Origin of the sequence: Desmospora activa DSM 45169 (genome assembly GCF_003046315.1) — a bacterium.
GTDB classification, from domain to species: domain Bacteria; phylum Bacillota; class Bacilli; order Thermoactinomycetales; family DSM-45169; genus Desmospora; species Desmospora activa.
In genome coordinates, this window is the sequence record NZ_PZZP01000001.1 from 1,021,862 (window position 1) to 1,043,630 (window position 21,769).

Consider the following 21,769-nt stretch of genomic DNA (forward strand, 5'->3'; position numbering starts at 1 on the left):
TTTTTATGAGCTCTTGACATAGTTGTAAAATGACTAGTAATATAATGACTATGACACGCACATTTCAACGCTCACCCCTGTCCTTGGCCGTATTGGCGCTTCTTTATGAAGAACCGATGCATCCGTATCGCATACAGCAACTGATTAAAGAACGTGGCAAGGATCAGGTTGTCAACGTACAACGTCGCGGAAGCTTGTATCAGACGATTAAACAATTGCAGCGGGCGGAGCTCATCGAAGTGCAGGAGACCTTGCGCGAGGAGAATCGTCCGGAACGGACCATCTACCGATTAACTCACAACGGGCTTCAAACCGCTTTGAATTGGTTGCGGGAGATGTTATCCACACCAGCACAGGAGTATCCATTGTTCCCGGCCGCAATCTCTTTTTTGCCGTTGTTGACGCCAGCGGACGCACAGCGACAATTGGAGTTACGAGTATCCGCTCTTATTGCCAAAAAGGAACAGATTGAGTCGGAGCTGCAACAATATGGAGACCTCCTTCCCAGGCTGTTTTTGCTAGAGAGCGAATATCTGGTGATTACGATTGAAGCCGAGCTAAAGTGGGTTCGCGCATTGATCGAGGATCTCCGTTCCGGTCGGATCACCTGGAGTGAGGAATGGCTTCGCAATTTTGATCCGTCTGATCTGGAGCATGATTCCAGAAGGTGAATGTCCGTATTTTTGGCTGTCCAAAAAAATCAATGGGAGGGCTTAATCGTGGATGCAAAAACGGAAAAAGGTTATAAAGGTATCGGTATGAATGGCTTTATCGCTACCTGGTATGCCAAAAACACCGCCAAGGATATCGCACATTACAAAAATGATGCCAAAAAAGTAACGGAGCATGTGTCTGAGGGGGCAAACATTCTTGAATTAGCCCCAGGACCCGGATATTTAGCGATAGCGTTGGCGAAAATGGGGGACTACCGTATCACCGGCTTAGATATCAGTGAGAAGTTTGTGGAAATCGCCGAAGCCAAAGCGAGGGAAGAAGGGGTAGAAGTTGATTTTCGTTTAGGCGATGCTGCTAAGATGCCTTTTACCGATGAGACCTTTGATTTTATTATCTGTCGCGCGGCCTTTAAAAACTTTGCCCAACCGATTGTTGCTATTGACGAGATAAATCGTGTACTTAAAGCTGGTGGTAAAGCGGTGATCATCGATTTACGCGGTGATGTTTCCAAAGAAGTGACGGATCAACATGTGGAAGAAGACTTAGGCATGACGGGGATCAATGCTTTGATGACAAAATGGACGTTTCGGTCAATGCTGATCAAACGCGCTTATACCAAGGATCAGTTTGAAGAGATGGTGACAAAGAGCCGTTTTCAAACCTGTCGCATTGAACAGGATAAGATCGGGTTGGAGGTATGGCTGCAAAAACGATAAGATGGTAGGAAAAGGGGATGGATAATCCCTGTTGAGGAGGCGGGGCCATGTATCTGTCGAATCAGACCAATCGCTTTTATGGAGAGGCGGATCGGGAACGGAGATATCCGGATGTATCCCGGTCGCGCCTGGAGATTCGGGATGACTATGAACGGGATCACGGTCGGATCATTCATAGTGCGTCCTTTCGCCGGTTACAGTCTAAAAAGCAAGTAATTGGGGTGGATGTAGGTGATCTTCATCGTACCCGGCTTACCCACTCCATGGAAGCGGCGCAGATTGCCCGGGGCATGGCCCACTCACTCAATCAACGGACGGAAGCGTTGCGCCAAAACGGCTGCCGAATCGATATTTCCTTGATCGAAGCAGCAGCGTTGGCTCATGATCTGGGGCATCCCCCTTTTGGCCATGACGGTGAGATGGCGTTGCATGCCTGTATGCACAACCATGGGGGATTTGAAGGGAACGCCCAAACCTTCCGCATTTTGTCCCGGTTAGAGGGAAGACAAGGCCGGGGACTGAATCTGACTCGGGGATTGCTGCTTTCGGTAATGAAGTATCCGGTGGTGTTGGAGGAGGCGATTGTCGATCCCACCGTTTCCGGAAAGCATCCACCGAAAGCCAGTGTATTTGGTGTCGATCGTGATATCTTTACGTGGGTATTAGCTCCGTTTTCGGTAAAAGAACGCGCTTTTTACTTGGAACGGGAACCGGACCCCGTTCATCCCGGTGTTGAACGTTGCCGCCGACTCACCCTGGAATGTTCCATTATTGAGCTGGCAGATGATGTGGCTTATGCCACACACGATCTAGAAGATGCCATCAATCTCGGCTGGGTTCATCTGGATGAACTGCGAGAAGTGCTCCGACAAAACGGTGAAGCGGGTAAGTGGGAAGAGTGGGATGATGCCGTAAAGATGTTGGACCGATTGCATCCCCGACACCCGGACTTTAAACACGACCTGAAGCAGTTGTTTGCTTTTTTGATTTCCGGTTTTGTCAATCACCTTACTATCAGCGAGGAGGGGGATTCCGCTTTCTCCCCTCGTATCCGATACCGAGCACGCCTGCCGGAAAGCCTGCAACAATTAAACCAACGGCTAAAGCTGATGGTGGATGAGCGGGTGATTCGCTCCCCCTCTGTACAAGCGATGTCGTTTAAAGGTCGGCGTATTGTACGATCGCTGTTTGAGGCGATCACCGATGAGATTCAACTGCTACCTTTTAATGATCGCTATCGCATTGAGGAGGAGCCACAAGAGAAAGAACGGATTGTGTGCGATTATATTGCCGGTATGACTGATCCCTTCGCCATCCGAATGGCAGAGAAACTGTACGGCTCCGGTTATACGCTTTAGTACCCCGATGACTTGGATCGTATCCAGGAGGGGATCAATTTCGCGCAATTGGGTGATGTTCAGCGAAGCCCATTTGTGGGAAATGCCCCACAAATTAATTCAACTTTATCCGAATGAGCATCTGCCACACATAGAAAGGATCGAGTGAAGAGTGGTGGAGGGAAGATAGGAAGGCGGAAAGACGGTATTCAGTATAACGGCCCACTCACCTCCACATCATATCGATGTGGAGGTGGTTTAGATGCTCTGGAAAGGTTTTACGGGATTGCTGGCAGCGGTTCTGGTCTGGGGACTGGTTGGAATGGAATGGAATTGGATTGCGTCATCAACCTTAGCGGAAGTGATTGCGTCCCAAACTGGGGAGGAGCCATTTGTTCTGTCCGGTACGATGCGTTTATTGGATATCCAAGGAGGATGCTGGGTGTTGGAGACTGCAGAAGGGAAACGGTTTCAATTGGACGGTACTCCTGAGCAGCTACACACTTTGCGACGGGATGGAGCCCGTGTGACGATATACGCGGTAAAAGCCCCTGATCGATATGGTACCTGTATGATCGGCACTTGGGTTAAAGTGATTCAAATCATGGGAACGGGATAAAAAGCGTTTTAATTTTTCTTGGATTGATCTTTCCTTGTCGGGATTGGAAAAGAAGATTTTTCTTCCCAGAAATCTTCTTGAAGGCCTGAAGTAGAGATGATATATTGTACCTATAGTTCTTTGAGAAAAATTTAAGACGGAATCGATGATAATGATGGATTTTCTTATGGAGCGCTTGGCGAATCTCCTGTAGGTCTTTCTTGTAGAAGGCGTAAAAGTAAGCGAAATTTGACGAGGAATTCAAAATGCGTTCAAAAAGAGTCGAAATTGTTTCTGGATAAGATAAAACATTTACCTGTTTTAATTCCGTGAAGTTTTACGAATTTTGAAAGTCAGGTGGGATGGTTCATGGTCAGGGTGGGTGAAGACCATCGAAACCTAAAGTTAAAAGAGGTTTTTCCACGCATCGACAACGCGGTGCAAACGCTTCTTCGTCTAAAGGAGCCGGTTGCGCGTGAGGCGGTGTTGCCTGTTTGGCGTGAAGCCCAATGGTTACAGGAGCGCATCCACCATTATGATTTGGCTCAATGTCATCCCCAGGTTCATGAGGTAGTTAGTTTTCTTTCACTCAGTTGTTTTAGTCTCCTATATCTAGAAGGAGAGTCCTTTTCAACCTATCGGGAAGAGCTTCGATCCCGCTATAAAAGCTTACTTCGCTGGGTCTATTTTTCCCCGAAGTTTGCAACTGTGGGCAGTGTTAAGCGGATGAGCCACTCGATATCGTAAATGAAAGATAACGATCATTTTGGTTTTTCATGAGGAGTAGTACCGTCGGCGATCATACAAAGTGGAAGCAAAAGGACAGCGATGGAATCCCATCGCTGTCCTTTTGACCTTCGTACTAGCAACACAAGACGCCTCGGCATGTACATGGTCTACCATGCAGCGATCGCCGAGCAAATATCGTGACGCGCTTGTAAAGCCAAGCAGTGTAATAAAAGAGCGTTCCCCGCAGGGAGCGCTCTTTATCAGTAATAATCCGGTTCAGGTGTTTTTTTGGGTTGCAGTTTCGGTAGTTGGGTTTCGTTTTCAGTGGAATCAAAAACTTGCACCAGCGGTTCCCGTTCCATTTCGATGGTTTCAATAATCTCCGATATCGCTGACTCTGATACCGTTGGCTCCGATATTGCTGGCTCCGATACCGCTGGTTTTATCGTTTCTTCCTGCCAAATGTTTACTTGCGCTACTTCAACCGTGTGCACTTCTTTGCGAATATGAATGGAATTGAGTGCAAAGTATTTTTCCAACAGACTGCGAAGTTCATGGTGAAACTGGCTTTTATCCGCCATTTGATATTCTTCGGAGATATCGACTTGGATATCCAGCTTTCTCATGTTGTGCCCCCCTGTTATGCTGTCTCAATCATGAGGGCTGGTCAAACCCGCCCACCAACCATGGTAAGTCAAGATGAGGTTAGGAACAATCCCTGGAGGCGGTGAAAAAACGGCTGGCTATCTATTTTTCAAAAGAGCGAAGACCCTCGCCGTGCACAAGGGTCTTCGTCGTTGGGCTATCAGATTTTCTTCAGGTTTTTCAAAGGCAGTGGCGGGCAGATCTTCGCCGTTAGCTTGGAAACGAGATAGATGGTGATCAAACTGGAGACCATCGCTAAGGTGCGAAAGGGAAACAATACGACTCCATCTTCTACCATGGGATAGGGGATCAGTTGGGGGATACCCAGAACCGGTTCACCGCCGCCGAAGCGAAGAATAAAGGCGACGATTAAGCCAGCGGCGGAACCGTATTTGTTGGCTCCTTTGCAGAAGAGCGCCATCGTCAGTTGCGGGAACAAGATACAGTAGACAAAGTCGCTACATAAAAACCATAGCTCATAGACACTCTGTACATTCAAGGCAATAAGGGTTGCCGCTACACCGACGAGAACGATAGAACGTTTAATGATTTTTTGCAGATGTTCGCTCGTTGCTTGCGGATTGATGAGCGGACGGTATACATTCCAGGAGGCTAAAGAGGAAGCGGACAGAATCGAGGAATCGATCGATGACATCACGGCTGCGGCCAAGGCGCCAAGGCCCAGCACGGCCAACCATTCCGGAGCCAAGTAGCGCATCACATAAGGTAGAATCATGGCCGGGTTTTCCGGTTCCCCGACCCCAATGGCCGCCCAATCGACATTAAAAGCGATCGTTCCAATCATCACTGCGGGAAGGGCGGCCACCAGGGCCCAGAAACCGGCAAGAATGGATAGCCACATCGCCGATCGTTCACTGTTGGCGGATAAAACCCGTTGGAAATAGACTTGCCATGGAATTCCGCCGAAGATCAACAATAGCGCATAATCCCACCAATTCCAGTAATACCAGCCCCAATCGGGATCGCGCCAACCATCTAAGGGCGGAAATAGATTGGCATAATTACGACCCATTTCTTCCATACCGGAAGTGTATTGGGACCAAGTGATTCCTATTCCGCCCGTATCCTGAATTGTAAAAGCGAACACCAGATATAAACCAATTATGATTATACAGAATTGTAACACATCGGTGTATGCGACGGACCATAGTCCACCAACGACCGTATATGCGATGGCGATGGTGGCGGACAAGATGATGGAGGTGGTAAAATCCAACCCCAACAATGTGCCAAAGGTGGTCCCCAGAGCGGTTAAAATGGCACCGCTCCAAAATATTTCAGCGGCTAGGGCGGGGAGAAACAACAAGCCGGTCAGCTTGCGGCCAAAGCGCGCCTCCAGCGGATCCAACATGGTGGTGAACTGGTATCGGCGCATTTTGCGGGCGAAGAAGATTCCGCCGATGATTAAGCTTAAGGCGTATCCCCAAGGAGCCTGGGCCCAGACGAGACCGGAAGCGTAGGTGGCTTCGGCGGTGCCGTTGATATAGCCACCGCCGACCCATGTGGCTGCCATGGTGAACATGGCGATCCAGAGGGGGATTTTTCTACCGGCCAGCATCATATCGCGTAAACTGTCATTCTTCCGTCCTGCGGTAACAGCCCCGATATAATACATCAACGCATAAAAGATGAGCATGGTGATAAGTGCGCCCCAGTGAATGTCCTTCCCGGTAACAGAAGCATAGACAGCGATGCATGCAATGACCAATAAAAGTGCGATCATCCCCAGTTTACCAGGGGTAAAAAAACGATTGTTGCCGTTGGAACGGGATGACATTTCGGACATCACTCCTAGAATGAATCAGATTTGTCGGGTATGGGGACGTGTTTAAAAATGTTTCCACTCTCAAATGCGTCAACCAGATGACGTAACCATTGGTAATATTGCTTTGCTTGCTCCAGCTTTTCCAGATCTCGCAATATTTGCTCTTGATCTTCCTCGGAGAGTTGGGGATCATCCCTGAGCGCGCGCAGCTTTTGTTCCGTTTTTCGTAAACTGGATTGATTGATTTCAATTTCTTTCTCCCACTGTTGCGCAAAAAAATCGACAAAAGAGCGAAATTGATCGTGTTCTGCTTCATATAGATCTTTGCGGATGCCTTTTTGCCATTTTTTGTGGACGAGCTTTAAGCGAGAGAGCGCACGGACACCGGTGCTCATGCTGGTTTTGCTCATCCCGGTTTGGGTGCGCATTTCATCCAATGTCATCGGTTCATCGTGGAAAAACATAATGCCAAACAAACGTCCCATCGAAGGGCTTAGGCCATACATTTCCATTGTCTCTGCCAGGGATTCGATATACTCCTGGCGGGCTTCATCAATTTTTTGGTTTGGTGATTCCATTCTAGCCACTCCTCTTACAACAATTGGCCTGCAACCCTTAGTATACCCGATTTCCGTTCAATATGATTCGTTTGTACGGAATTGATTGAACGGTTGTCATTTATATTACCAAAGCCGTCATTGATGTCAAAAGCCTTTGACCTGTCTGAGACGTGATGAGAGGAGTTTAACCTGTTGCATCGCCACAAATGGAGTGTTATCCTTACAAAAGAAACGGTCTATACAGAAAAAACTGTACAAAATAAATAATGGAGGTGGCAATATTGGCGTGGAAGATGTATATCGACGGAGAGTGGGTGGATGCCCGTTCTGGTAAGACGCGGTCGGTGATTAATCCGTACAACCAAGAGGAGATCGCCGTTGTTCCCGAAGGGGAGCACGAAGATGCCGAACGTGCCATTCAGTCGGCTCGACGGGCGTTTGACCAAGGGGAGTGGCCCCATAGACCGGCATCGGAGCGGGGTAAGAAGTTGTTTGAAGTGGCGCGGTTGATCGATCGCGACCAGGAAGAATTGGCTTATTTGGAGACATTGGATACCGGAAAAACGCTGGTAGAGAGCCGAGCGGATATGGAGGATATCGCCAATGTTTTCCGATACTATGCCGGTTTGGCGGACAAAGACGGCGGCGAAGAGATTGATCCGCCAGTGAATGGTGCGGTAAGTCGAGTTGTACGTGAACCGGTAGGCGTGTGTGGGATGATTACGCCGTGGAATTTTCCTTTGCTGCAAGCATCGTGGAAATTGGCTCCCGCTTTGGCTGCCGGTTGTACCATGGTTTTAAAGCCGAGTGAGATCACTCCGCTGACAACGTTAAAGATTGCTCAACTGTTGAATGAGGTAGGCTTCCCCAAAGGTGTGGTCAACGTGGTGACAGGACCGGGAGATTCGGTGGGAGCAACCTTGTCCCAATCCGAGCAAGTGGATCTGATCTCCTTTACCGGCGGCATTGAGACCGGTCGCAAGATTATGCAGGCCGCCTCCAACAATATGAAAAAAATCGCCTTGGAACTGGGCGGGAAGAATCCCAATATCGTTTTTGCCGACAGTGATTTTGAAACAACCGTCGACTATGCGCTCAATGCGGTGTATTTTCATGCCGGGCAAGTCTGTTCAGCCGGTGCCCGCCTGCTGGTAGAAGAGAGTATTCATAATCGGTTTGTAGAAGAATTGGTCAACCGGGTGAAAAAGATTCGTCTGGGTAGCGGACTGGCGGAATCGACTCAGATGGGGCCGCTGATCTCGGAGGAGCATCGGTCCAAAGTGGAACGGTATATCGAACTGGGGCAAGCGGAAGGCGCCCAGCTTCTGATCGGTGGTAGGCGACCGCAAGGGGAGGAATTGCAGCGCGGATTTTTCCTGGAGCCGACGATTTTTGACGGTTGCCGCTCCGATATGCGGATTGTACAGGAGGAAACCTTTGGCCCTATCTTGACGGTGGAAACCTTCCGTACAGAAGAGGAAGCGATCCGTCTGGCCAATGATTCCATCTACGGTTTGGCTGGTGCGGTCTGGACTCAGGATCTTAATCAAGCACAGCGAGTGGCAAAAGCGCTGCGGATGGGAACCGTTTGGATCAATGATTTCCACCCTTACTTTCCGCAAGCGCCATGGGGAGGCTACAAGCAATCCGGAATCGGCCGTGAACTGGGTAAAACCGGGTTGGAGGAGTATACCGAACAGAAACACATCTTCCAAAACCTAAAGCCACATCCGATGAATTGGTTTTAGAGGGGGACTCCCATTTATCGGACATATTCGCTTTAGGAATAAGTGGCCACTTACGATGAGGAGGAGAATGCAATCATGATGCGTTTTGAACAGATGATCGATCGCAAAGAATTTGTGATGCCCACCACAGTGGTATCCGGGATCGGAGTTGCCGCTCAAGCAGGTGAAGAAGTAAAAGCCCTCGGTGTTACCAAAGCGATGATTGTGACGGATCAAGGAATTTATCGAGCGGGGATCGTTGATCCAATTGCCGACAGCTTAAAAAAAGCGGGAATCGATCTCACCATTTTTCATGAGATTAAAGGAGAGCCGGACACAGAGCTGATTGCAAAAGGAAGCGCGTTTTTTCAAGAACAGGGCTGTGATGGCTTGGTGGCGGTCGGAGGCGGCAGCTCCATGGATACGGCCAAAGCGATCGGGGTTGAGGTGGTTCATGGGGAACCCGTTCTTCAATATGAAGCATCAGATACAGGGAAACCCCTGGAAAAACGGATTCCGCCCTTGACCACCATTCCGACCACTGCTGGTACAGGCAGTGAAGTGACGCAATGGGCGGTGATCAAAGACCCGGTGCGGGAGATTAAATTTAATACCGGCGGGCCGTTGATCCCGGCTCATCTGGCCATTATCGACCCTGAGCTCCATCTCTCTATGCCGCCACACATCACAGCAGCTACCGGTGTCGACGCCTTGTCTCACGCGATCGAATGTTATACCATGCACCAATCCCAACCGATCACCGATGCCGTCGCACTGTTGGCAATTGAATACGTGGGGAAATATTTGCGACGCGCTTATGCCAATGGGCAAGACATCGAAGCCCGCTACGGTATGGCCCAGGCGGCGATGTTGGCGGGTTTATCCTACGGCAGTGACTCCGCTGGTGCCGCTCATGCAATGGCACAAACCTTGGGGGGAATGGTGCCGGTGATGCACGGCCAATGCGTCTCCGCGATGTTGCCCGCAGTGATGGAGTTTAACTGGATGGGATGCCCGGATAAATTTGCCCGTATCGCTCAGGCGTTGGGGGTGAATACCGCCGGGATGACGGTGGAAGAGGCGGCGCAAACTGCGGTTGTCGAGGTGGAACGGCTGGTGGCCGATGTGGAAATTCCGACGCTATTGCAGCAGGGAGTGAACCCTGAAGCGATTGATCGTTACGCCCAAGCAGCTTTTGACGATCCACAAACCATCGGTAACCCTCGAACCTTGACCTTGGAAAGTTACAAATGGATTTACCGCCGTTGTCTCCAATTGGAGGAATCGACGATCCCGTCCCGTTTGTACAATCGATAAACGAGTTTAAAACAGGCATAGTGAACCAGTACAACCAACCCTGTTTCCCATCATCGGGCACAGGGTTGGTTGTTTGATGGAGAGACGTCCACTTTTCATGTATAGCGTTGATACTTCTATTCGCTTGGAGGAAAAAATCTGATAATATCATCCAATCATCACAATATTCTTGTATATGGTTTTGATTCTTCATATAATAGCTATGAAGTGTGTCAATTTTCAGTTATGTAAACGTTATCACGCGAGTCAGGATCATCCGATTACCAACGATTGCTTGTGAAAAGTACATAGTAAATACCGAAAGGCGGGAGTGCGGAAAATTGAAAACACGCCTGGGCAAAAAAGGGTTGGCATTGCTTCTTATCGCCTCTTTTTTACTTGTACTATTTCCATATCCGACGGCTGATGCAGCGATGACGAACAATTTTTATAACGTTTTGGTTCAAAATGGTGCTGATCCATCGGTATATAGGCATACGGACGGTTATTATTATTCAACTTATACCACCGGTGGAGATGTTCGATTATGGCGGCACCGCTCCTTACTCGGAATGGATGCGGGCGAAAGCGTTTCGATATGGAAAGGTTGCTGTGCCGTCTGGGCTCCGGAAATCGCGCATATTGACGGTGTGTGGTACATTTATTTTTCCAAAGGAACGGAGAATACGACCACTACGCAACGAATGTTTGTACTAAGCAACCCGAATAAAGACCCGTTTACTGGCTCATGGACACTGACACGCCTTTATGATCCCGCTAATGACTATTGGGCGATCGATCATACGGTGCTGGAAAACAATGGACAACTGTATCTCATCTATTCCGGATGGGCCAATGCAACCAATCAAGATCAAAACTTGTACATCGCACCGATGAGCAGCCCGACAAAAGTGAGCGGCAATCGGGTGAGAATTGCTTATCCGCAGTATTCTTGGGAGACGAACACAACTCCGCGAGTAAATGAGGGACCGGAGGTGATCGTGCGCAACGGCAAAATCAATATCGTCTATTCGGGAAGCGGGAGCTGGACGGACACGTATGCGCTTGGACTGATTACCGCTAGTACAGATAGCGATCTTTTGAATCCGGCTTCCTGGACGAAGAAAAGTACACCGATCTTTCAGAGCGGCAACGGCATCTACGGCCCCGGCCATCACAGTTTTACCAAGTCGCCGGACGGAATCGAGGACTGGATTGTCTACCATTCGGCTCGCTGGAGCGGAGCAGGGTGGACACGGGCCATACGCACCCAAAAGTTTACTTGGAATGCGGACAATACGCCAAATTTAGGGACACCAGCGGCACCAAACACCCCCATTGCGATTCCTTCAGGCGAGATGCCGCGTGATCGATATGAAGCCGAACACGCCCGCCTCGGCGGAGGTGCCCGCGTTATTTATCATACCAGTGCGTCCAACGGCGCCAAAGTCGGTTATATCGACAATCCCGGCGATTATCTGGAGTTTACAGTCAATGTCCCGGTGGCGGGTTATTATATTCTAGTTGCCAGAACCGATAACGGCACAAGTAACAGGGATTGGGCCATATTAAACATGTCCGTCAACGGGGGACCGAATCAAAACTTTTATGTCGCTTATTCGGGATGGGACAACTGGACGAACGCCACTGCGAAAGTATATTTAAATGCAGGCGATAACACGATCCGTTATACCCACAACACCAACTTTGCTGAAGTGGATTGTATCGATATTATGTATGAATCACCTGTCGAATCGGGCAAGTTGCTGGATGTTGCTGGCGGCGGCACAGCTGAAGGATCCAATGTGCAGATCTGGAAAGATACTTTTACCGGTGCCCAGCATTGGAAACCGATAAAAACAACGCCGTAGTATAAGGAACGGGTCCATGATAAACATCATGGACCCGTTGCATATGCGAATATGGGGGATACCATATTACCCTGCGCTCGGTTACTTTAACCAATAACGGTAGCTTTTACGGTATGGCGGTCAAAAAAGTCCAATACCTGCCGGTATACCTCCATTTCGTTTGCCTTTTTGGAGAAGCCGTGACCTTCGTCTTCCAGCACGAGGTATTCTACATCGGCCCCCTGTTTTCGCAGGGCTTCTACGATTTGATCCGACTCCGCCTTCACCACTCGCGGGTCGTTGGCTCCCTGAATCACTAACATCGGCCGCGTCATCCCCGCCAAATGGGTAATCGGAGAATCCTCCAACAATTTTTCTCTGTCTTTCTCCGGATCACCAACCCATTGCTTCAATGCTGGCTTCCAATGGTCGGGAACCGACTCGATGAAGCTAAACAGATTGGAAACGCCAAAGATATCGACGACGGCTTTAAAGTAATCTGCGTGGCGTCCATGTAGCAACAAGGCCATATAGCCGCCATAGCTGCCTCCCATCAATAAGATTTTATCCCGTTCCACCCAACCTTGGGCAATGGCGTATTCCAACGCTTGCACATTGTCCAGACGTGGGCCGTGGCCCCAATCTCCTTCTACCATTTTCATAAAGGATAAGCCATAGCCGGAAGATCCGCGGAAGTTGGGAGCCAAAATGCTGTAGCCGCGATTGAGCAAAAACTGAAATAGCGCGCGAAACATTTTACGTTCAGCGGCTTGGGGGCCTCCATGGGGCCAGAGGATGAGATGGCCGTTATCCGCTTCCGGGTTGGCGCGGAAGTACAATCCTTCTATTTCCAAGCCATCATACGAAGGATAGGTAAATACTTCTGGCTCAACCAACTCGCTTCGGGAAATACTAGGCACTTTAAAATGGGTGAGGGGAGTCCATTCTTGGCTATCGGTCTTCAGCCTAAACAGATTAAAGGGAAGCGTGGCACTGCGACCGAGCAGATAAACAGTACCGCTTTTGCCGATTACAATCTGTTCAATTACATCGACGGGTGTATCCACTTGCTCCATTCTACCTGTTTCCATCCTGTAGCGATAAAGGCGATCCTCTACACCGCGTGATCCGACTAAGTATAGGCAATGATGCTCTTTATCCAGCTTAAGGATGGTGAATCCTTCTTTCTCCAATGCGATTTGCTTTGTAAATTGGCGCGTTTTGAGATCAAAATGAGCCAGATAGGAAAATTCGTCATTATAATCGGTTACCAGATAAATGTCAGTATCAGAAGTGAAAAGGGCATCGGAGACGGTAAACTGTTTTTCCGTCGGTGGGGTGAGCGAGATCATTTCCCCGTTGTATCGGACAAACCCCGGAATATAGGTATTGGCGAAGTGGCGCACAAATAATAATCCCGCTTCATCAGGGCTGACATCGATTAGGGAGGTCGCACCCTCTTTTCCTTTTAACAGTAAGGTTTCTTTCGCTGTTTCAAGGTCGTAACAGAAGCTATTGAGATAGGTAGGGTTCCCCTTGGTGGAGGTGTAGTAGAGTCGCTTGCCGTCCTGGGACAAGCCCGCGAAAAAATGACGTTCTCCTTCTTGTACACGAAGCGGTTTTAACTCGCCTCCCTGCGGAGGGAGGGCATACAATTGCGTCAATTCATCCCCGTCGTTGTCAAAGCTGGCGACGATAAACCGTCCCTGTTTGTCGTAGTGGATGCCATGGTTGCTTTGGCCATGAAAGGTGAGAGGATAGGGAAAGGTGTGAGGTAAATCCATCCCCCATAAGTCAAAGGAGCCATTGAGATTGGTGCTAAAGATCAGCTGTTTTTCATCGGGACTAACGGCAAATTGTTGGATAACCATCGTGCGAAAAAAATGCTCGACATCCGGTTTGGAAAACTTCAGCATAAATGTCTCCTCCAAATGATTCATTCTACTCTTCTATCATTTAAGGAGAGGGGACGGATATTCCTGCCTATAGGATGAGGTATTGTCTCTCTATCATTTGGGTGTGTTCTTTCCACTGTGGTCTATCACCGAAGCTGTCGTATTTTCATAGTTTATTAACAGAGGTGATAGATTCATGGCAAAAGTGGTGATTGACCCTGGTCATGGGGGAAGCGATCCCGGTGCGACAAATGGCGGTTACCGGGAGAAAGATTTTAATCTGGATATCGCGTTAAAGGTTCGCGATGCCCTTACCAGCCAATATGTCGTCGATGTATTGATGACCCGTACAACGGACCGGACGGTCTCCCTGGCGGAACGAACCAACTTCGCTAACAACAACCGGGCCGATTATTTTTGTTCCATTCATATTAACGCAGGTGGAGGAACCGGTTGGGAAAGCTACATCTATAACGGGTCTGTTTCCAATTTTACTATCCAGGCGCAGAATACGATTCATGCTAAAGTGATACAAGGGATCGGTTCCCGTTACAGTGTAAGAGATAGGGGGAAAAAACGGGCTAACTTTCATGTGCTGCGGGAGACCCAGATGCCCGCGATTCTACTGGAGAATCTGTTTATCGATACAACGGCCGACCTCAATTTGCTGCGCAACGCCAATTTTATTCGCGATCTGTCACAAGCGACAGCGGATGGCATCGCACAAGCATTGTCCTTACCCCGCCGTACGACCACGATGTACCGCGTGATTGCCGGGTCATTTCAAAACCGGACCAATGCGGAAGAACGAAAACAATTTTTGGAAAGAAACGGTATCGCTTCTATGATCCTTACCGTTACAATCGATGGTCGCACATGGTATCGCGTGCAAGCAGGTGCGTTTAGTCAGCGTTCCAATGCGGAAGCGCGTTTGGCGGAGTTACGGGCACTTGGAATTGAGGATGCGTATATCTTGGTTAGTTAAAGATTCTGCTAAAGCTGCCATCTTAAAACAGCATTTTTAACGAGGGATGACAATAAGGATGTTGCTCCTAGTAGTTCTTAATGGGGTACTGAGAGCAACGTTTTGTTTGGATTTTATTTAGGATATAAGAGTACTTTGCCGAAGAACTCCTTTTGCTGCAGGATATCTGCAAATGCTTGCACTCCTTCGCTTAAGGGAAGGCGGTGTGTAATCATCGATGTTACATCCAACCGTCCTGAGCTCATCATTTGGAGGGCGGTTGTCCATTCTTTCCCGGGAAAGGGAGCAGAGACGGCGTTCCAGGAACCATACAGGGTCAATTCGTTTCGGACAATTTTCTCAAAATAGAAGCGTTCAATGGGGACATCTCCATATGGGATACCCATATAAACGACTTCTCCCCCTTTGCGGGGAAGAGCTAGCACTTGAGCCGAGGTGGCGGGCGAGCCGGCAGCTTCCACAGCCAGGTCAACACCCTCTCCATCGGTATATTCCATCAGTTGCTCATATGCTGTTTTCTGTTTGGGGCAAATGGTTACATTGGCCCCCATCTGTTCGGCCAAGGTCAGTTTTTGGGGATCGAGATCAATCGCAAAGACGGTTTTCGTTCCAAACAGGGTCGCCCATCGTATGGAGAGCAAGCCAATATTTCCACATCCCAGTACAGCAACGCTCCTGCCGGGTTGCAAGTTAGTCAAATAGAAACCGTGAAGGGCTACGGCTGCCGGTTCAAGCAGTGCAGCCGCCTCTTCTGCAATACCCTCCGGAAGGGGTAACACATTGGCTGCCGGAAGTTTTGTAAACTCAGCAAAGCATCCAGGCTGCTTCGATCCGATCACAGTCAGGCTAATGCACTGGGAGGGAACACCGCTTAAGCAGCGATTACATGTTCCACAAGCGATTGTAGGGCAAGCTGCGACACGATCACCGGGAGAGACGTGAGTGACGGCGTTCCCGACGGCTTCGACCACACCAGTGAATTCATGGCCCCACACCATTCCTTCCACATAAGGACCCAGCTTTTTGTATCGCGACAGATCCGATCCACAAATACCGGTTACCGTTACACGGATGATAACGTCATCTGCTTGTTCGATGACGGGAGGCTGCGCCTGTTCGTAGCGTAAATCGCTGATTCCGTATAGTTTTAAAGCGTTCATAACGAATTCTCCCTTAGGACACCCGAGACGACTCATTCGCCTCTGGGGTCGTTGGTCGGCTCCGTCTCTGCAATCGTTTAAATAAGACGATGGCAATCACAAAAGTATTAACCAACATCTGATGGTCGAGATACCAGTTGCTAATTATTTTTCCGTAAGGGCCTAGCATGGAATCGACCACAAATTGAACCATATCACGACACCACCTGTCGATTACTCTGTCCCCTCCACCTCAACTGGAACAAGCGATACCTTGATCGCTTCACCACTTTTGATCGTTTGATAGGCTTTATTCCACTCAGCGATTGTAAATGTATGGGTAATTAGTGTTTTTCCGTTTACACGTTGATCATTTAGCATAGCAAGGGAAGGCTCCCAGTCCGCTGATTTTTGACTGCGGGTACCGATCACACGAATTTCTTTTTGGATGATTTTTTTAAAGTCGATTTCAATCATGGCTTTGGGAAAAATGCCGATTTGGATATATTCACCTTTTTTGGCTAGGAGGTCCAATCCCGTGTTGGCGGCGGACACCGCACCCGTACATTCAAAAACAAGATCTGCTCCATATCCGTCCGTCAATTCGTTTACAATAGCGGTAACATTGGTTCTTTCAATGTTGACGGCTATATCGATCCCAAGCTCGATCGCTTTGTTTAGGCGTGTTTGATCGTGGTCCAAGCCGGTGATGACGACTGTGGCACCGTATGATTTGGCCACCTGTGCGGTTAATAGGCCAATCGGGCCTGGACCGAGAACAACCGCTACATCTCCCGGTTTTATATGGGTTTTCTGGATGGCGTGGTAAGCACAAGCGAGCGGCTCCGTCAATGAAGCGGATGCATCATCCACATTTTCGGGAAGCTTATGCACATGTCTGGCATTGGCGACCAGATACTTGGCAAAGCCGCCATTCACCTGTGTTCCCAGCCCTTTGCGCCGGTTACATAAGTTATAGTCGCCGCTTCGACAATAGCGGCACTTATCACAGACGGAAAAGGTGGTTTCCGATGTAACGCGGTCGCCGACCTGAAACCCTGTAACACCGGGGCCGACTTCCACCACAACGCCCGCAAATTCATGGCCGAGGGTCACAGGGGCATTTACTTGATAATCGCCTTCATAGGTATGCAAATCGGAACCGCAAATTCCGGTATATTTCACTTCAATCTTGACCTGCCCCTCTTTTACAGTAGGTTCCTCCACTGTCAGTAGATTTAGGTTGCCAAAGCCGAGCTTTTCTTTCACCAGTGCCTTCATTCACATCTCCTCCTGCTTTGGTTCATCCGCTGATAAAATCAGTTAAAGAGTGAGAAGAGCTTATAAATGACATAGTTTACAAGGTTTCCACCCTGGTCAATGCTTGAAATGAGATTGGTTCCCTCAGGAATATTGAACTGGGCGTTGTTTGCCATGTCTGTATGAAGGGGTGCGATATCTGTTGCCATGTAAAGGGACAGGGCAATCATAACGGTACCGACAATCACGGAGTGAACGATATTTCCCCGGGCAGCACCTACGATAAAGGCGACGATAAAGGGAATCGTAGCCAAGTCGCCAAAGGGTAAAACATTGTTTCCGGGCAAAATAATGGCCAAAACTACGGTGATCGGCACAAGAATTAATGCAGTGGCGATTACCGACGGATGTCCGATAGCGACAGCGGCGTCAAGTCCGATGTAGATATCTTTTGTACCAAAGCGCTTGTGTAAAAATTCGCGGGCGGATTGGGAGATCGGCATCAAACCTTCCATCAAAATCTTCACCATCCGCGGCATTAGCAGCATAACCGCAGCCATGGATATCCCGATGTTCAGGGTATCACCGATATCATAGCCAGCCAGTACACCGAGTGCCAGACCCAGAAACAATCCGATGAACAGCGACTCACCAAATATTCCGAAATGGCGTTGAATCGTTTTGGGATCGGCATGCAATTTGTTGATACCGGGGATTTTTTGCAGAAGTTTGACCATGGGGATACCTAGAACGGCATATGAGATCGTACTGCCAGTTGCTACGGAGATACCGGGAAGATCGAAGTATTTCTCCAACATTGGTGCTGTCCAGTCGGCAATTTTTAAGCAGACGATTTGAAAAAGAACGGCTGCGATCAACGCTTGCACCAGGCTTCCGTCAGAGAGAAAATAGACAATCGCTCCAATGAAGGCATAATGCCAGAAGTTCCAAATATCGACGTTCATGGTTTTGGTGGTTTTCGTCAATAGCATAAGGATATTGACGAGCAGTGCAAGTGGAATGATGAGAGCGGCTACCGGGCTAGCCCATGAAATGGATGCGGCTGCTGGCCACCCGACGTCAATGACATGGAGTTCCACACCGATCCGTTTTACCATCGCCTGGGCTGCCGGCCCTAGATTATTGACCAATAAGTCAACGACAAGAAAGATACCGACGAAGGCAACCCCAATCGTAACCGCGGAACGAAAAGCTTTACCGATTTTTTGGCCAAAGAGTAGGCCCAGCAGAAAAATGGCTACCGGTAGAATGACCGTTGGACCCAAATCGAGAAATGTTTGAAATCCTTGAACGAGTCCATCCATAAAAATGCCCCCTATTTCTGAAGTTCCTCTAAGATCTCACGTTTTGTCTCCTCCACACCCATCCCCGTCAAGAATGAGCGTGCATGAATCACCGGGAAAGGATAGCTGTTATCGATAATCGTTGTGGTGACCAGCAAATGAGCGGAATCTTGGTAGGCGGGGATGTCCGCTACTTTGATCTGTAAAATCTCAGCGTCGATATCGTACTCTTTGCATAGGGTTTCAATGGCGTCATTAACGATTGTAGAGGTGGCAATTCCAGTTCCGCATGCGACTAAAACGCGTTTTTTCATCTCTTTTCACTGCCTTTCCATCTTTTTAGTCAAGCGCCAGAGTATTTCTCAAGGTGGCGATGATCTTGGTTTTATCCGGCTCCGATGCGAGATAGGTTAAAAGTTCCTCATCTTGGAACAGGCCCATCAGCTTCTGCAACAGGAAAAGCTGGGGATGACTCTCATCTACAGCCAGCATAAAAACCAGTTTGACGGGAGTAGACTGTTTACGTTCACCCATAATGACAAAATCCACAGGCTCATGAAGCACGCCCACACTTAACCCTTTTCGGTTCACATGTTCTTTGTCCGTATGGGGGATCGCGACGGAAATCCCTTGTGTAGGTAGCCCCGTCGCATAATGGTGCTCGCGCTCGATCACCGCTTGAATGTAGCTCTCTTTTACAACCCCTTGTCTCTTCATATTAGAAGCCATCAAATATAGAACCTCATCTTTGGTATTCGCTCGAATATTTTGCAGGATCATCGATTCATCCAACAACCATGTATTCATGTTCATATCCTTTCTTGATAGGTGTGAATGAGTGAAGCGATTGCTGTGACGGAGTTCGCTTTCGCGATGGAGAGCGCGGTTTTGCGATGTTGCGATAGTTTTATCAGTTGTCGCAGTGCTTTTAGATGTTGGTACTTGTCTACTGCGGCAATTACGACGATGGTGTGGATCGTGTGATTACCCGCGTATGGAACTCCTTCATCCAGTTGAAGTAGACTCATTGCCACACGGTTGACGCCTAGCTCAGGATCTGCGTGTGGAATGGCGATTCCTGATCCGAGGATAATATAAGGATCTTGCTCTTCTACGGAAAGGATCGCTTCAATATAGGAAGGGAAGATGCTCCGGTCCGCGAGTAGCGGTTTAGCGGCGATCCGTACGGCATGATCCCATGATTGTGCGCCCCGTTTTTTCTGAATGGTCCCTTCATGCAAGAAGTCCGATAAATTGGGGGTATCCCTCTCCGTTCGTACATCTGGGATTGAGACATTTCCCTGTTGTAGAAATTGATTGAGCTCCACGGCCAAGGGGTCTTTATTTGTTACGATTGCATGCTTTTCAACGATCTGAAGTAACTGCTGCAGTTGTACATCGGTCGGAACAAATCCCGTTGTCTCCATCATCACCTGTTTTCGAAGGCGCAGTTTTTCAGTCTCACCCATAAGTGGAGAGATCATGAACAACTTTTTATCCGTATGCACATAAACCGAAGAAAAGACAAGATCGTAGGGAAGGGAGTAGGTCTGAAATTCACGGATGGACAACGCTTGCACGAAAACGAATTCAGGAAAGAGCGCATGCAATTGGCTCAGCATCAGTCTGGAAACGGAGACTCCATTTGGGCAGACAACCACGGCTTTTATCTGTTGCTGTAGACGATCCCCTTGTTTGCACAACCACCCTCCTAGCAACATACTGAGATAAATCGCCTCATTTTCCGGGATGGGCTCACCGATTAACTCTTCCAGCGGTTGCATCGCTTGGCGAGCGAGATGATGAAGCTCCAAAAAGTCGGTGCTGGCGGAATGGTGCAACTCGTTGGCTTCGGTTAAGTGATATTTAATGCGGTAATAAGCCGGTTTGGTATGCAACATAAGTTGATTCAGCAGTTGCTCTTTCTCTTTGAAAAAGATGCAGGAGCGCTTCTCAAACAATACCAGCATATCGCTGAGTGCCTGCCTTAAATGTGGAACAAGGTCTTCAGTCTCATTTTCAGAGGTGTATACATTGGTGGTTAGTAAGTGAAGCGTAATAAATAGTCGCTCCTCAATTGGGATATTTTCCGAATTCTTTAGAATAAGTTCAGTTGCACGATATTCTTTTGTATCGGAGAGTTCATCATAGTGAATGTAGAAGGGTTCAACCGTCTTTTTTTGTTTAATCCGTTTTAAGGTGAGCGCGAGTATATAGGGCATCGCCTCGATTTTGTCATCTGTAAATTGAAGTTCGAGCTCCCTTTCTACACCCTCGATTTGTTGGCGATATCCATCGATCGCTGTTTTGGAAAGGCCCGTCGCCTTTTCCAGGTGGTGTCTGCCATTTGGGAGGGTGAGACATTGGTTAACCAATGCGATTAGCACATGTCGTACTGCGAATTCTGTGCCGAGAAGGCGGTAGCCGTGGCGTCTGGAATATTGAATCTCAATCTCGTATTGATCCAAAAAACGTTGTGCCTTTTTTATATCACTCAGGATTGTGTTTTTACTAAACTGGAGTACACTTGTAAAATGGAGAAGGGAAAGTTCCTCATTACGACTGACCAACATAAGAAGAATGATCGAGATGCGTTCCTGTTCCGACGGCAGGGTCTCTTGCAGGGGGATATTTTTCTTTTGCAGGATAGTGGAGGCGAGTACGGGATCGATCACAAATCGACCTTGTCTGGTGCGCTCGATTTTGGGGAGATTTTTTAAATTCAGCCAATCGTTGATTTTGTCAAAGCTGTATTGGAGTTGTCTGCGATTTAAATCATGTATTCGCTTAAGATCGTCACTCTTTAATCCAGGGTTGGAAACAACCTCTTGCAATAATTTTGTACTCCGTCTGTCGAGATACATCGCGTTCCCCCCTTCACCAAAGATTGTAACATCCGTAAAATCGTCTTTGTATACGCTTTCATTCCCTTTTTTGGGCCTTGGGATTGTTGCACCTTGTGATTGGATAGCGGGCTTTATTGAATGGGTTATGCTCCCATGGGGAAGATAGGGGTGAAAGGAGGCTGTTCACATGGGTGAATATCGCCATCAAGAAAATAAAAGCCGCGAACAGCAAGCGAAACAGGCGGATTCGGAAGTAAAGCGGGAAGAGTTGAAAGATCCTGGCTATGGTAATAAAAAGTTGGAAGGACCCAACCGACCCAGTACCTGAGGTTGAATCGCCGCTCTTATCGGTAACTCGCTTAAAGCCCTGGACCTTCTGGCCCAGGGCTTTGTTGTTTTATCTCGGCTTTTCCTTCGTTTT

At 48.5% G+C, this 21,769-nt stretch carries 21 protein-coding genes; 10 read left to right on the plus strand and 11 right to left on the minus strand.

Going from position 1 to position 21,769, the window contains the following annotated elements:
* The first annotated feature begins 44 nt into the window (after positions 1-44).
* From C8J48_RS05035 to C8J48_RS05055, 5 genes are all read left to right on the plus strand, one after another.
* A complete protein-coding gene (locus tag C8J48_RS05035; RefSeq protein ID WP_211316586.1) occupies positions 45-671 on the plus strand; it encodes a PadR family transcriptional regulator in 627 nt (208 codons plus the stop codon).
* A gap of 48 nt (positions 672-719) precedes the next feature.
* On the plus strand, positions 720-1,391 hold the full coding sequence (locus tag C8J48_RS05040) for a class I SAM-dependent methyltransferase (protein ID WP_245891066.1): 672 nt from the start codon (positions 720-722) through the stop codon (positions 1,389-1,391).
* Positions 1,392-1,438: 47 nt separating this feature from the next.
* On the plus strand, positions 1,439-2,749 hold the full coding sequence (locus C8J48_RS05045) for an anti-phage deoxyguanosine triphosphatase (protein WP_107725255.1): 1,311 nt from the start codon (positions 1,439-1,441) through the stop codon (positions 2,747-2,749).
* Positions 2,750-2,990: 241 nt separating this feature from the next.
* Positions 2,991-3,347 (plus strand): hypothetical protein, encoded by a 357-nt coding sequence (locus C8J48_RS05050; protein ID WP_107725256.1) that lies wholly within the window; start codon positions 2,991-2,993, stop codon positions 3,345-3,347.
* A 348-nt stretch (positions 3,348-3,695) separates the two neighbouring features.
* Complete coding sequence (locus C8J48_RS05055; RefSeq protein WP_107725257.1) at positions 3,696-4,073, plus strand: hypothetical protein; 378 nt, start codon at positions 3,696-3,698, stop codon at positions 4,071-4,073.
* Positions 4,074-4,315: 242 nt separating this feature from the next.
* Here the strand turns inward: C8J48_RS05055 and C8J48_RS05060 are convergent, their stop codons facing one another.
* The 3 genes from C8J48_RS05060 to cudC all read right to left on the minus strand — a co-directional run bounded on the left by C8J48_RS05060 (position 4,316) and on the right by cudC (position 7,064).
* A complete protein-coding gene (locus tag C8J48_RS05060) occupies positions 4,316-4,681 on the minus strand; it encodes a hypothetical protein (protein ID WP_107725258.1) in 366 nt (121 codons plus the stop codon).
* 179 nt (positions 4,682-4,860) lie between these two features.
* Positions 4,861-6,498, minus strand: coding sequence for a high affinity choline transporter 1 (locus tag C8J48_RS05065; protein WP_245891067.1), 1,638 nt, complete (start codon positions 6,496-6,498; stop codon positions 4,861-4,863).
* A gap of 14 nt (positions 6,499-6,512) precedes the next feature.
* A complete protein-coding gene (cudC, locus tag C8J48_RS05070; protein ID WP_107725259.1) occupies positions 6,513-7,064 on the minus strand; it encodes a choline uptake/conversion transcriptional regulator CudC in 552 nt (183 codons plus the stop codon).
* Positions 7,065-7,327: 263 nt separating this feature from the next.
* On the opposite strand from cudC, the gene betB reads away from it, so the two are divergent.
* From betB to C8J48_RS05085, 3 genes are all read left to right on the plus strand, one after another.
* Positions 7,328-8,794: a betaine-aldehyde dehydrogenase gene (betB, locus tag C8J48_RS05075; protein WP_107725260.1), complete on the plus strand. Its 1,467-nt coding sequence runs from the start codon at positions 7,328-7,330 to the stop codon at positions 8,792-8,794.
* 75 nt (positions 8,795-8,869) lie between these two features.
* On the plus strand, positions 8,870-10,090 hold the full coding sequence (gbsB, locus tag C8J48_RS05080; protein ID WP_425430445.1) for a choline dehydrogenase: 1,221 nt from the start codon (positions 8,870-8,872) through the stop codon (positions 10,088-10,090).
* A gap of 320 nt (positions 10,091-10,410) precedes the next feature.
* The gene (locus C8J48_RS05085; protein WP_245891068.1) at positions 10,411-11,940 is read left to right on the plus strand and encodes a family 43 glycosylhydrolase; all 1,530 of its coding nucleotides are present in this window, start codon (positions 10,411-10,413) and stop codon (positions 11,938-11,940) included.
* Between the two features lie 86 nt (positions 11,941-12,026).
* Here the strand turns inward: C8J48_RS05085 and C8J48_RS05090 are convergent, their stop codons facing one another.
* The gene (locus C8J48_RS05090) at positions 12,027-13,835 is read right to left on the minus strand and encodes a S9 family peptidase (protein ID WP_107725261.1); all 1,809 of its coding nucleotides are present in this window, start codon (positions 13,833-13,835) and stop codon (positions 12,027-12,029) included.
* 175 nt (positions 13,836-14,010) lie between these two features.
* Here C8J48_RS05090 and C8J48_RS05095 point away from each other — a divergent pair, with 175 nt between their 5' ends.
* Entirely contained in the window at positions 14,011-14,799 is a 789-nt protein-coding gene (locus C8J48_RS05095; protein ID WP_107725262.1) for an N-acetylmuramoyl-L-alanine amidase, read from the plus strand.
* Positions 14,800-14,912: 113 nt separating this feature from the next.
* Here the strand turns inward: C8J48_RS05095 and C8J48_RS05100 are convergent, their stop codons facing one another.
* From C8J48_RS05100 to C8J48_RS05130, 7 genes are read right to left on the minus strand one after another with little or no spacing between them, the layout of a single operon-like run.
* Positions 14,913-15,959 carry a galactitol-1-phosphate 5-dehydrogenase gene (locus C8J48_RS05100; protein WP_107725263.1) on the minus strand — a complete coding sequence of 349 codons (1,047 nt, stop codon included), beginning with the start codon at positions 15,957-15,959 and terminating at the stop codon, positions 14,913-14,915.
* Positions 15,960-15,972: 13 nt separating this feature from the next.
* Complete coding sequence (locus tag C8J48_RS05105; RefSeq protein ID WP_107725264.1) at positions 15,973-16,152, minus strand: hypothetical protein; 180 nt, start codon at positions 16,150-16,152, stop codon at positions 15,973-15,975.
* 20 nt (positions 16,153-16,172) lie between these two features.
* Positions 16,173-17,219 (minus strand): zinc-binding dehydrogenase, encoded by a 1,047-nt coding sequence (locus tag C8J48_RS05110; protein ID WP_107725265.1) that lies wholly within the window; start codon positions 17,217-17,219, stop codon positions 16,173-16,175.
* Between the two features lie 38 nt (positions 17,220-17,257).
* A complete protein-coding gene (locus C8J48_RS05115) occupies positions 17,258-18,523 on the minus strand; it encodes a PTS galactitol transporter subunit IIC (RefSeq protein ID WP_107725266.1) in 1,266 nt (421 codons plus the stop codon).
* Positions 18,524-18,534: 11 nt separating this feature from the next.
* Positions 18,535-18,816, minus strand: a complete 282-nt coding sequence (locus tag C8J48_RS05120; protein WP_107725267.1) for a PTS sugar transporter subunit IIB — start codon at positions 18,814-18,816, stop codon at positions 18,535-18,537.
* Between the two features lie 25 nt (positions 18,817-18,841).
* Complete coding sequence (locus tag C8J48_RS05125) at positions 18,842-19,309, minus strand: PTS sugar transporter subunit IIA (protein ID WP_107725268.1); 468 nt, start codon at positions 19,307-19,309, stop codon at positions 18,842-18,844.
* Positions 19,310-19,311: 2 nt separating this feature from the next.
* Positions 19,312-21,366 (minus strand): BglG family transcription antiterminator, encoded by a 2,055-nt coding sequence (locus C8J48_RS05130; RefSeq protein ID WP_107725269.1) that lies wholly within the window; start codon positions 21,364-21,366, stop codon positions 19,312-19,314.
* Between the two features lie 169 nt (positions 21,367-21,535).
* Here C8J48_RS05130 and C8J48_RS18655 point away from each other — a divergent pair, with 169 nt between their 5' ends.
* Positions 21,536-21,676, plus strand: a complete 141-nt coding sequence (locus C8J48_RS18655) for a hypothetical protein (RefSeq protein ID WP_170105179.1) — start codon at positions 21,536-21,538, stop codon at positions 21,674-21,676.
* The last annotated feature ends 93 nt before the right edge of the window (positions 21,677-21,769 follow it).